The organism is Amycolatopsis sp. lyj-90 (assembly GCF_046549035.1).
GTDB lineage: Bacteria > Actinomycetota > Actinomycetes > Mycobacteriales > Pseudonocardiaceae > Amycolatopsis.
In genome coordinates, this window is the sequence record NZ_JAJPWP010000008.1 from 1 (window position 1) to 13143 (window position 13143).

The 13143-nt window shown below is 67.6% G+C and carries 7 protein-coding genes; all 7 read left to right on the forward strand.

Going from position 1 to position 13143, the window contains the following annotated elements:
* Positions 1-192: 192 nt before the first annotated feature.
* The 7 genes from ACLJPX_RS29115 (at position 193) to ACLJPX_RS29145 (ending at position 13119) form a co-directional block, all read left to right on the forward strand.
* A complete protein-coding gene (locus tag ACLJPX_RS29115) occupies positions 193-3282 on the forward strand; it encodes a ThuA domain-containing protein (RefSeq protein ID WP_410604055.1) in 3090 nt (1029 codons plus the stop codon).
* The gene (locus ACLJPX_RS29120; protein WP_101612771.1) at positions 3282-4286 is read left to right on the forward strand and encodes a sugar phosphate isomerase/epimerase family protein; all 1005 of its coding nucleotides are present in this window, start codon (positions 3282-3284) and stop codon (positions 4284-4286) included. Before ACLJPX_RS29115 ends, ACLJPX_RS29120 begins: the two co-directional genes overlap by 1 nt.
* 10 nt (positions 4287-4296) lie before the next feature.
* Positions 4297-5193 (forward strand): sugar phosphate isomerase/epimerase family protein, encoded by an 897-nt coding sequence (locus ACLJPX_RS29125; protein ID WP_410603509.1) that lies wholly within the window; start codon positions 4297-4299, stop codon positions 5191-5193.
* Between the two features lie 14 nt (positions 5194-5207).
* Complete coding sequence (locus tag ACLJPX_RS29130; RefSeq protein WP_410603511.1) at positions 5208-6227, forward strand: multicopper oxidase domain-containing protein; 1020 nt, start codon at positions 5208-5210, stop codon at positions 6225-6227.
* A 19-nt stretch (positions 6228-6246) separates the two neighbouring features.
* Complete coding sequence (locus tag ACLJPX_RS29135) at positions 6247-10212, forward strand: ThuA domain-containing protein (protein ID WP_410603513.1); 3966 nt, start codon at positions 6247-6249, stop codon at positions 10210-10212.
* 69 nt (positions 10213-10281) lie between these two features.
* Complete coding sequence (locus tag ACLJPX_RS29140) at positions 10282-12162, forward strand: OmpL47-type beta-barrel domain-containing protein (RefSeq protein WP_410603515.1); 1881 nt, start codon at positions 10282-10284, stop codon at positions 12160-12162.
* A 90-nt stretch (positions 12163-12252) separates the two neighbouring features.
* Complete coding sequence (locus ACLJPX_RS29145; RefSeq protein WP_410603517.1) at positions 12253-13119, forward strand: sigma-70 family RNA polymerase sigma factor; 867 nt, start codon at positions 12253-12255, stop codon at positions 13117-13119.
* Positions 13120-13143 lie beyond the last annotated feature (24 nt).

Below are 13143 nucleotides of genomic sequence, written 5' to 3' on the forward strand. Positions count from 1 at the left end.
CCCCCCCCCCCCCCCACCACCCCGACCCCCCACCCGCCGCCACCCTTCCCGCCCGCCCATCCACCCACCCACCTCACGAAAGGCGCTCTCCACCTAGTTCTCCCGCATTCCGTTCCTTGATCGCCGCCGCTCATCGAAAGGATCGCTACAGCCATGTCCTTAAAACGACGGCTCGGCGTGCTCGTCACGTCGATGGTCACCGCTCTGACAGGCTTCGCGCTGCCGATGCCCACCGCATCGGCGCACGAAGCGGCGACGGTGCTCGTGTTCTCCAAGACCGCGGGCTTCCGGCACGATTCGATCCCCGACGGGGTCAAGGCGATCAAGGAACTGGGTGCGCAGAACCACTTCGGAGTGGAAGCCACCGAGGACGCGGCGGCCTTCACCGACGCGAACCTCAAGCGCTTCAACGCGGTGGTCTGGCTTTCCACCACCGGTGACGTGCTGAACGCGGACCAGCAGGCCGCGTTCGAACGGTACGTGAAGGGAGGCGGCGGGTACGTGGGCGTGCACGCCGCCTCCGACACCGAATACGACTGGCCCTGGTACGGACAGCTGGTCGGGGCGTACTTCAAGTCCCACCCGCAGATCCAGCAGGCGAACGTCAAGGTCGAGGACCACTCCCATGTGTCCACTGTGGACCTCCCGGAGACCTGGCCGCGGACCGACGAGTGGTACAACTACCGCCAGAATCCGCGCAGCAATGTCCATGTGCTGGCGAGCCTCGACGAGAAGAGCTACCAGCCCGGTGACGGCGCGATGGGCGACCACCCGATCGCCTGGTGCCACGAGAACTCCGGCGGCCGTTCCTGGTACACCGGCGGCGGGCACACCAAGGAGTCCTACCGCGAACCGGCGTTCCGCAAGCACCTGGCGGGCGGGATCAAGTACGCCACCAAGCTGAGCGAAGCGGGCTGCGCCAAGACCCAGGAAGACCCGGTCGACGCGGACTTCGACCAGATCACCCTGGCCAAGGGCGAGGAGAAGACCGGCGAGCCGATCGCGCTCTCCGTCCTGCCCAACCGCGACGTCCTGCACACCTCGCGTGACGGCCGTGTCTGGTACACCAGCTCCGCCGCGACGACCAAACTGGCCGCGACGATCCCTGTCTACAACCACGACGAGGACGGCCTGCAGGGTGTCGCGATCGATCCGGACTTCGCCAAGAACCGCTGGGTCTACCTGTACTACGCACCCAAGCTGACCACCCCGGCCGGTGACGCGCCGCAGAACGGCACCCCGGCCGACTTCGCCCCGTTCAAGGGCTACAACCAGCTTTCGCGGTTCAAGCTCACCACCGACAACAACCTGGACCTCGCCAGCGAGCAGAAGATCCTGCAGGTCCCGGCCGAACGCGGCATCTGCTGCCACGCCGGCGGCGAGATCGACTTCGACGCGCAGGGCAACCTGTATCTGTCCACAGGGGACGATTCCAACCCGTTCTCCTCCGACGGGTTCACCCCGATCGACGAGCGCGCCGACCGTAACCCGGTCTACGACGCGCAGCGCACCTCCGGCAACACCAACGACCTGCGCGGCAAGGTGCTGCGGATCAAGGTCGACGCCAAGGGCAAGTACACCGTCCCCAAGGGCAACCTGTTCCCCAAGGGCAAGGCCAAGACCAAGCCCGAGATCTACGCGATGGGCTTCCGTAACCCGTTCCGGTTCGCCGTCGATCGTAAGACCGGCTGGCTCCACCTCGCCGACTACGGCCCCGACGCCGGTGCGGCCGACCCCAAGCGTGGTCCCGGTGGCACGGTCGAGTTCAACCTGATCAAGAAGCCCGGCAACTTCGGCTGGCCGTACTGCGTCGGGGACAACCAGCCGTTCATCGACTACGACTTCGCCACCAAGCAGTCCGGCGCCGCCTTCGACTGCGCCAAGCCGAAGAACACCAGCCCGCGCAACACCGGGCTCACCGACTTGCCGCCGGTCGAGAAGGTCTGGATCCCCTACGACGGCGGCTCGGTGCCCGAGTTCGGCACGGGTCCGGAATCCCCGATGGGCGGCCCGGTCTACCAGTACGACGCGAAGAACCCGTCGCAGACGAAGTTCCCGGAGTACTTCAACGGCAAGACCTTCGCCTACGAGTGGGAACGCAGCTGGATCAAGGAGATCACCGTCGGACCGAACGGTGAACGCGGTGCCATCAAGCCGTTCTTCGACTCGATGGACCTGGTCCGCCCGATGAACATCGAGTTCGGGCCGGACGGCGCGATGTACGTCCTCGACTACGGCACCGGCTACTTCGGCGGCTCCAAGGAATCCGCCGTCTACCGGGTCGACTACACCAAGGGACGCCGGACGCCGGTGGCCCAGGTGACCGCGGACAAGACGTCCGGGCAGGCGCCGCTGACCGTCGAGTTCGACCCGGCCGGGACGAACGACCCCGACGGCGGCGCGCTCACCTACGCCTGGGACTTCGACGGGAACGGCACGACCGATTCCACCGAAGCCGGACCGGTTTCCCACACCTACACCGCGAACGGCCAGTACACGGCGAAGCTTTCGGTCACCGACCCCACCGGGCTGACCGGAGCGGCGAGCACGGTGGTCACCGTCGGCAACACCGCGCCGGTGGTCACGCTGAAGACCCCGGTCAACGGCAGCGTGTTCAGCTTCGGGGACACGGTCCCGTTCAAGGTCGAGGTGACCGACGCCGAAGACAACCCGATCGACTGCTCGAAGGTGACCGTCGAATACATCCTCGGCCACGAGGGGCACGGGCATCCACTGAGCCGCGCGACCGGTTGTGAGGGCACCATCGCCACGCCCGCCGACGAAGGCCACGGTGCGGACGCCAACGTCTTCGGCGTCATCAACGCCAGCTACACCGACAACGGTGCCAACGGCGTCCCCGCACTCACCGGCGAGGCGGAGTCCTTGCTGCAGCCCAAGCTGAAGCAGGCGGAGTTCTACACCCAGTCCAGCGGGATCGAGGTCGTCGGGCACGACGGCGCCAGTGGCGGCAAGCGGGTCGGCCACATCGAAGCCGGTGACTGGATCAAGTTCGACCCGGTGAACCTCGTGGATGTCCGCGGCATCGGCTACCGGGTCTCTTCCGGTGGGGCGGGCGGCACGATCGAGGTCCGCTCGGGTGCGGTGGACGGGCCGCTGGTCCAGACGGTCACCGTCGCCAACACCGGCGGCTGGGACACCTATGCCGACATCCCGGCCTCCGCGATCACCGACCCCGGCGGCACCGGCTCCTTGTTCCTCGTGTTCAAGGGCGGTTCCGGCGGTCTGTTCGACGTGGACGCGATTAATTTCGAGGAGAACTGATGAGCCGTCCGATCACCCTGTTCACCGGCCAGTGGGCGGATCTCCCGTTCACCGAGGTGTGCAGGCTTGCCGGCGAGTGGGGCTACGACGGCCTCGAGATCGCGTGTTCCGGCGACCATTTCGAGGTCGACCGCGCACTGTCCGAAGAGGACTACGTGCCCGGGCGTCTCAAGCTGCTCGCCGAGCACGGCCTCAAGGTGTGGGCCATTTCCAACCACCTCGTCGGCCAGGCCATCTGTGACGATCCGATCGACGAACGCCACCAGGCCATCATTCCGTCCCGGGTGTGGGGCGACGGTGAACCGGAAGGCGTCCGGCAGCGGGCGGCGAAGGAAATGGCCGACACCGCCCGCGCGGCCGCGAAACTCGGGGTGGACACGGTGATCGGCTTCACCGGTTCCAAGACCTGGAAGTACGTCGCGATGTTCCCGCCGGTCTCGCAGGCGGTCATCGACGAGGGCTACACCGACTTCGCGGACCGGTGGAACCCGATCCTCGACGTCTTCGACGAGGTGGGGGTGCGGTTCGCGCACGAGGTCCACCCGTCGGAGATCGCTTACGACTACTGGACGACGAAACGTGCGCTCGAAGCTGTCGGCAACCGTCCGGCATTCGGGCTCAATTGGGATCCTTCGCATTTCATCTGGCAGGACCTCGACCCGGTCGGCTTCATCCTCGATTTCGCCGACCGGATCTACCACGTGGACTGCAAGGACACCAGGAAACGGTTCGACGGACGGAACGGACGGCTCGGCTCGCATCTCCCCTGGGGAGACCCCCGACGCGGCTGGGACTTCGTTTCGACCGGGCACGGCGACGTGCCTTGGGAGGACTGTTTCCGCGCACTGAATTCGATCGGCTACGCCGGTCCGATCTCGGTGGAGTGGGAAGACGCCGGCATGGACCGGCTCCGGGGCGCGGCGGAGGCCGTGACCTTTCTGCGGGGGCTCCTGTTCGACAAGCCGTCGGCGGCCTTCGACGCGGCTTTCAGCAACCAGAAGTGAGGGCGGTTTCATGTGCGGTGAAGAAGCTGAGCGGTTCCACTCCCGGCGGTCGCTCCTGCGGGGTGCCGCGACGGCGGCGGCCGCGGTCGGTGCGGCGGTAGCCCTGCCGGGAATCGCGAACGCGGCCACGTCCGCGGAAGCGGAGACCCAGGGCCACGGACACGGTCACGGGCACGGCCGGGTCCCGGTGGACAAGATCAGCATCCAGCTCTACTCCCTGCGCACCGCGCTGCAGGCCGATCTGCCGGGAACCCTGTCCGCGCTGGCGGACATCGGCTACCGGAAGGTCGAACTGGCGGGCACCTACGGCCGCACGGCCGAGGAGTTCCGCGGCCTGCTCGACAAGAACCGCATCCGCGCGACGTCGACGCACATCGGCATCGACGGGGATCTCGACAAGACCATCGCCGACGCGAAGGTCCTCGGGAACACCCGTGCCAATGTGCCGTTCGCGGCCTTCGACACCCTCGACGGCTGGAAGCAGTTCGCCGGACGGCTCGACACGGCGGCACGGAAGTTCCGCCAGGCCGGGATCCCGCTCGGGTACCACAACCACGCCCACGAGTTCGCGCCCATCGACGGCGTGCGCCCGTACGACGTGCTCACCAGGAACACCAACCGGCGTTACGTGCACCTGGAGATCGACCTGTTCTGGGCGGTGGAAGGCGGGGTCGACCCGGTTTCGCTTTATCGCCAGCACTTCCCGCGCGTGGTCCAGTACCACGTCAAGGACCGGACCGCGGACGGCCGGATGGTCGACCCCGGCAAGGGTGTCATCGACTTCCCGCGGATCTTCCGGAACACCCGCGCCAACCTGCACGAGTACATCGTCGAGCACGACAACCCCACGGATCCCCTGAGCACCGCCCAGACCGGATTCACCTATCTCCGTAACGTCCGCTTCTAGCTGGGGAATCCACAATGGACAAGAGTAAACGCGGGCTGTCCCGCAGATCGATGCTCGCGGGCACCGCGGCCGGGGTCATCGCCCCGGTCGTGGTGTCGGCCAGCGCCGGTTCGTCACCCGCCGCGGCGGCCGGGATGACCCGCAACATCACCGTGTACGCCGACTACGTTCCCGGTTCGACCCGGGTCGGTTACGGGCTCGAGCCCGGCAAGCCGACCATCCCCGGGCCGCTCCTGGAGTGCTACGAGGGCGACACGCTGGTGATCGAGCTGGTCAACAACACCGACCAGCGGCTTTCGATCCACCCGCACGGCGTCAACTACGACACCAAGTCGGACGGCTCGCCGTTCAACGATTCCTTCAACAAGCCGTACGAGACCAAGACCTACACCTGGAAGACGCGGACGGCTTACCAGGCGGCCAACGGTTTCTGGATGCCCGGCAGCGCGGGGTACTGGCACTACCACGACCACGCGTTCGGCGGGGACCACGGCACCATCGGCCTGATGAAGGGCCTCTACGGCGGCCTGATCGTGCGCAAACGCGGGGATCTGCTGCCCAGCAAGCAGTTCACCGTCGTGTTCACCGAAATGTGGATCAACCACCAGGTCGCCCCGAACACCCCGATCTTCGAGGCGAACCTCGGTGAACGCGTCGAGTTCATCTGCATCGGGCACGGCAACCTGATGCACACCTTCCACCTGCACGCGCACCGCTGGGCGGACACCCGCACCGGCATGCTCACCAGCGCGACCGACAACGCCCCGATCCTCGACAACAAGACCCTGGACCCCGGCAACTCCTTCGGGTTCCAGGTGATCGCCGGTGACGGCGTCGGGCCGGGCGCGTGGATGTACCACTGCCACGTCCAGCAGCACTCGGACGACGGCATGTCCGGGGTGTTCCTGGTCCGCAACGCCGACGGCGGGATGCCCGCGGGCGCCCAGGCGGCGATCGACCGCTTCAAGGGACATCAGCACGGCACCACCTCCACCCCGGACGCCACCGGCGCCTCGGCCCATTCCCACCACTAGCCTCGAAAGGAGCGAGAACTTGAGACGAGTCTTTTCGCAACGTCGGCTCCGCAGACGGTCTTTGGCCGCACTGGCGGTCGGCGCCGTCGTCACTTCCGGGCTTCCGCTGGCCATCGCACCGGTGACCGCCGAAGCCGCGACGAACGTCCCGGTGAACGTCCTGGTCTTCCACGGCACCGCCGCGGACCAGAAGGACCCCGTCCTGCGTGCCACGGACGCGATCTCCAGTCTGGGGCAGGCGAACGGGATCTCCGTCGCGTCCTCTTCGGACCCCGCGGTGTTCACCCCGGCGAACCTCGCGAAGTACCGCGGTGTGGTCTTCCTTTCCGCGCAGGGCATCACGCTCAACCGCGACCAGGAAACCTCGCTGCAGAACTACATGAAGGCGGGCGGTGGTTTCCTCGGGCTGTCGGACGCCGCGCGTGCCCAGGACGGTTCGCAGTGGTTCTCCGGGCTGATCGGGGCGCGCCCGGTGGGTGCGCGTCCCACGCCGGAGGCCGTCGCCTCGGTCACCGCGAGTGCGGAGAACGCGCCCAACGAGGGCAAGGACAAGCTGGCCGACAACAACGAGAACACCAAGTGGCTGGCCTTCACGAACACCGCGTGGATCGCCTACAAGCTGGCCGCGCCGGTCGCGGTGAGCAGCTACGCGCTCGTCTCGGCGAACGACTTCGCCGGCCGTGACCCGAAGAGCTGGACCCTGCAGGGTTCCAACGACGGGAGCACGTGGACCGATCTGGACACCCGCGCCAACGAGGTGTTCGCCGACCGGTTCCAGAGCCGCACCTTCACCTTCGCCAACACGACGGCGTACGCGAACTACCGGCTGAACATCACCGCCAACGCCGGTGAGTCGGCCACCCAGCTGGCCGACTTCAAACTGTTCAAGGACCAGTCGACCACCCCGCCGCCACCGGAGGCCGCTCCGGCGGAGGCCACGGTCGACGTCCTCGACAAGGCGAACCCCACCACGGCGGGGCTGCCGCAGAAGTGGGTCCGCACGGACCGGTGGCTCAACTGGGAGGTCAACCCGGTCGGCACCGTCCACACCGTCGCGCAGGTCGAAGAGTCGACCTACAAGCCGGGTGTCGGTGCGAACGGCGCCTTCCACCCGATCTCGTGGTGCCGTGACTACGACGGCGGCCGCTCCTTCTACAGCGGGATGGGCCGGACCGAGGCGAGCTACGGCGAAGCCCAGTTCCGCACCCACATCCTCGGCGCGCTGAAGTGGACCACCGGCATGGTGCGCGGGGACTGCAAGGCGGGCATCGCGGCCAACTACAAGGTCGAACGCCTGACCGCGAAGAACCAGCCGGGCCAGATGGACCAGATCGGCGAACCGCACGGGCTCACCATCGCCCCCAACGGCCGGGTCTTCTACATCGGCCGCGCGGCCTGCGCCGGCAACTCGGTGCCCACGCCAAACGAGTGGACCAACCCCGAGATCGGTGCCGGCTGCGGCACGATCCATCAGTGGGACCCGGTCACCAAGAAGCCGAAGCTGCTCACCACGCTCAAGGTGATGGGCAACCGCGGCAGCGGCGACGAAATGGTCAAGAACGAGGAAGGTCTCCTCGGGCTCGAGCTGGACCCGAAGTTCAGCGAGAACGGCTTCATGTACGCCTACTGGATGCCGCACGCGTCGATCGACATCGACAAGCGGATCGGCAAGCGCACGGTCTCGCGGTTCACCTACGACCTGACCAAGCAGACGCTGGACCAGGCGACCCGCAAGGACCTGCTGTCCTGGGACGTCCAGATCCACAGCTGCTGCCACGCCGGTGGCGGCATGGCCTTCGACAAGGACGGGAACCTCTACGTCGGTTCCGGTGACAGCAACTCGTCGCAGGGCTCCAACGGGTACTCCGGCAACAACTGGACCCAGGACTACAAGGGCGTCTCGTTCCAGGACGCGCGCCGCACCGCCGGCAACACCAACGACCTCAACGGGAAGATCCTGCGGATCCACCCCGAGGCCGACGGCACGTACACCAACCCGGCGGGCAACCTGTTCCCCGAGGCCAACGATCCCGGGAACAAGACCAGGCCCGAGATCTACGTGATGGGCGTGCGGAACATCTCGCGTCTGCAGGTCGACAAGAAGACCAACTGGCTGACCGCCGCGTGGGTCGGTCCGGACGCGTCCACGCCGAGTCCGGAACTCGGCCCGGCCAAGTACGAGACCGCCACGATCATCACCGAGGCGGGCAACCACGGCTGGCCGTACTGCATGGGCAACAAGCAGCCCTACCGTGACCGCAGCAGCACCGACGCCGCGGTCCTCACCGGCTGGTACGACTGCGACAACCCGGTCAACACCTCGCCGCGCAACACCGGCCTGGTGAACCTGCCGCCGGTCAAGAAGAACATGATCTGGTACTCGCCGGACGGCGGCGGGCCGGTGTTCCCCAACCGTCCCAACAGCTCCGTCCCGTCGTACAACGCGGCCGAGGCCACCTACACGCAGCCCTACCTCAAGGGCGGCGGCCAGGCGGTCATGACCGGGCCGACGTACCACCGCGATCTGGTCAACACCACCAGCGGTGTCGCGTGGCCGTCGTACTGGAACGACAAGTGGTTCATCGGCGACCAGAGCAACGGGCAGAACCGGATCGCGGTCACCGTCGACCCGAACGGCGTGCCCAAGCAGGATCCGCCGGTGTTCGCCGAGACCGTGCGGCAGATCATCCCGACCGGTGGCGGCGACACGAAGCTGCAGAGCTGGATGGACGCCGAGTTCGGTCCGGACGGCGCGCTGTACGCGCTCGACTACGGCAGCGGTTTCTTCACCCTGCAGGACAACCAGAAGCTGGTGAAGATCAGCTACACCGGCGGCGAGGCCACCCCGTCCGCCGCGGCGATGTCGACCATGGTGCAGAACAAGCCGCTCACCGCGGCCTTCACCGGGTCGAAGTCCGGCGGCGTCTCCTACAAGTGGGAGTTCGGCGACGGCACCATCTCGACGCAGGCCGATCCGCGGCACACCTACCCGCGCACCGGGCTCTACACCGCGAAGCTGACCGTGACCTACGCGGACGGCGAGACGGTGACCACGCGGAACTCGGTGAGCATCGGTTGTTTCGTGGCGGATCCCAGTGCCACGGTGACCATCGGTGACACCGACACCGGGGTGAGCAACCGGAACGCGGGCGGCGGATGCTCGGTCGACGACCTGATCGACGACGAGAGCACGTGGACCTCCCACGCCGGTTTCGTCAACCACGTCAACCAGGCCGTGGGCCGGCTGGACGATCTCGGGGTGCTGAACTCGGCCGAGGCGGACAAGATCAACGCCGCGGCCGCCGCGTCGCCCATCGGCAACAAGGGCGTCACCGGCTACGACGCGATCTACGACGGCACGACGGAGTCGTTCCGCAACTGGTCGCAGGCACCGTCCGGGCAGTTCGCCATCCAGCCGGACGGGTCGCTGCGACCGTCGGGCGGGCTGGGGATGCTGTGGTACTCGGCGCGGCAGTTCGGCAACTTCTCGGTGAAGCTGCAGTTCAAGGACATCGCGCCGAGCGGCAGCGCCAACAGCGGGGTGTTCGTCCGGTTCCCGGATCCGCGCACACCGCTGGAGCAGCGTCCGCCGGGCAGCTGCGGCACGGTGGGGTCGGCGAAGACCTCGCAGGCCTGGGTCGCGATCTACTGCGGACACGAGGTCCAGCTGTACGACGGGGCCACCGGTGAACCGCAGAAGACCGGGTCGATCTACAACTTCGACCCGCGGCCGCTGGACCAGGCGGGCGTGAAGCCGAAGGGGACCTGGAACGAGTACGAGGTCAAGGTCGTCGGCCAGAAGTACACGATCAGCCGCAACGGTGTCGTGATCAACGAGTTCGAGAACGCGCCGGGGATCCAGTCGTCGCGGGCGGGCGATCCGTCCACCGACTTCCGGCAGTTCGTCAGCGGGTTCATCGGCCTGCAGAACCACGGTGACAACGACCTGATGGAGTTCCGCAACATCCGGGTGCGGCAGCTGTAGCGCGAAAGCCGGCCGGGCGCGACCTCCCTCGCGCCCGGCCGGTCTCCCTGTACGGAAGGTTTCCCTGCGATGTCCCCAAGAATCCTCGTCGCGGCCCTGCTGGCCGCGGCGCTCGCGATAGCGGGCCTGGTGTTACCGGGCTCTTCCGCACCCGCCTCCGCCGCCCCCGTCCAGACCCTGGAATGGACCGCGGGCGACAGCACCGACCACTACCTCAGCGCGCCCACGACCGCGGTCGCGGGCGAGACCACGATCCTGTTCAAGAACACCGAAGCCCTCGGCTCGACGATGTCGCACACGCTGACGTTCGACACGTCGACGCCGGGCTACAACCACGACGTCACCCTCAACATCGTCGCCAACCCCTACGACGAGCAGAACGGCGAGCACGAAGCGACCGTGACGCTGACGCCGGGCAAGTACCGGTTCTATTGCACGATCCAGGGGCACAGCAAGATGGTCGGTGAGTTCGTCGTCACCGACGGCGGCGGCAACCCCGACACGACCCCGCCGACGGTGACCGCCAACGTCACCGGCACCAAGGACACCGCCGGGAACTACGTCGGTTCCGCGACGGTGAACCTGGCCGCCACCGACAGCCAGTCCGGGGTGGACAAGGTCGAGTACCAGCTCGACGGCGGCGCCTGGACCGCGTACTCCGCGCCCGTGGTGGTCAACGCCGTGGGTTCGCACATGGTCCACTACAAGGCGACGGACAAGGCCGGGAACGTTTCCCCGGAAGGGATGTCGTCGTTCAGCGTCGTCGCAGGCCAGCCCGGTGACAAGACGCCGCCGACGGTGACCTCCGAGGTGACCGGGACCAAGGACGGCGCGGGGAACTACCTCGACACCGCGACCGTGAAGGTGACCGCCACCGACGCCGACTCCGGCGTCGACAAGGTCGAGTACAAAGTGGACGATGGCGCGTGGACCGCGTACACCGCTCCGGTCGCGGTCACCGCGCCGGGGATGCACATGGTCCACTACCGCGCTTCGGACAAGGCGGGCAACGTCTCGCCGGAGGGCATGGCGCACTTCACGATCGTCAGCGGTGACACGACCGCGCCGACCGTGACGTCGGAAGTGACCGGGACCAAGGACGCCGCCGGGAACTACGTCGGCAAGGCGACCGTGACGCTCACGGCCACCGACGCCGGTTCGGGCGTCGGCAAGGTCGAGTACAAATTGGACGGTGGCCCGTGGCTGACGTACTCGGCGCCGCTCGCGCTGACCGTCGTCGGCGCGCACACGGTGAACTACAAGGCGACCGACAAGGCGGGCAACGTCTCGGCCGAAGGCACGGCGACGTTCACCATCGTCGAAGGCGACGACAGCACCGCGCCGGTCGTTTCGGCGGTGGTGAGCGGTGATCTGGACGGAAGCTGGTCGTACATCGAGGACGCGACCATCAACCTGACCGCGACGGACACCGGGTCCGGCGTGGACAAGATCGAGTACCAGTTGGACGGCGGTGCCTGGACGGTCTACACCGCGCCGGTCAAGGTGACCGCGCTCGGCACGCACACGCTGACCTACAAGGCGTCGGACAAGGCGGGCAACGTCTCGGCGGAACAGAGCGGCGCGTTCAGCATCGTCGCCGCGCCGCCGGGCCCGGACGCCTGCCCGGACTCCGACGTCCGGGACACCGTGATCCTCGGCTCGGCGGACAGCCAGGTCGAGAACCGCGACACCGGCAACGGCTGCACGATCAACGACGTGATTGACGACGAGTCCGACTACTCGTCGAACGACCAGTTCGTGACCTACGTGCGGGCGGTGACGCAGGAACTCCTCGACGGCGAGGCCATCTCGTCCGACGAGCGGAACCTGATCGTCACGGCGGCGATCGACTCCGGCATCGGCGGCTCGACCGCCGAACCGCAGAAGCGGCCGGAGACGAAGAACCCCGGGATGAAGAAGGTCGTGAAGACGCCGATCAGGGACGTCTGAGCCTCCTTACGACTCACAAGGTCGTCGGTTACCTTTCTCGCGTCGCGTTCGTCATGGACATGACGGATTCGGCGCGAGAAAGGTATCGACATGACCGGCGAAGCCCTGGCCAGCGCGTTCGAGGAGCAGCGCGGACGCCTGGTGGCGGTGGCCCACCGCATGCTCGGCTCGCGCGCGGACGCCGAAGACGCCGTCCAGGAGGCGTGGCTGCGGCTGGCCCGTCAGGACGCCGACACGATCGACAACCTTTCCGGCTGGCTGACCACCGTCGTCGGCCGCGTCTGCATCGACGTCCTGCGGTCCCGCCAGGCCAGGCCCGAGGACTCGTACGACGACGAACCGCCCGAACCGCTGGTGCTCGAAGACTCGCCGGAGGAAGACGCGCTGCTGGCCGAATCGGTCGGGCTGGCGCTGCTCGTGGTGCTCGACACCCTCGGCCCGGCCGAGCGGCTGGCGTTCGTGCTGCACGACCTGTTCGCGGTCCCGTTCGCCGAGGTCGGCGAGATCCTCGGCAAATCCACGGCCGCGGCCAAGATGCTCGCCAGCCGTGCCCGCCGGAAGGTGCAGGGACAGCGCCCGGCCGACGAACCGCAGCAGCGGGCCGTGGTCGACGCGTTCCTCGCGGCCGCGCGAGAAGGGGATTTCGAAGGCCTGCTCCGGGTGCTCGACCCCGACGTGACGTGGCGCTCGGAGACCGCGCGCGGCGTGGTCGTCCGTCTGGGCGCGGCCGAAGTGGCCACGCAGGCCCGGCGCGGCGCCCGTGCCGCGGTGACCGTGCGTCCCGCGCTGGTCAACGGCAAGACCGGGCTCGTGTCGTGGAGCAAGAGCGGCAGGCTCCTCGGGGCGCTGGCCTGCACCATCACCGACGGCCGGATCGTGGCGATCGACTCGGTGAGTGATCCGGATCGCCTCGCGGCCATGGGTGTTACCTCTCGGGAGCCGTTCTCGTCCAAGTAAACGAGAACACGGACGAGAAGGAGA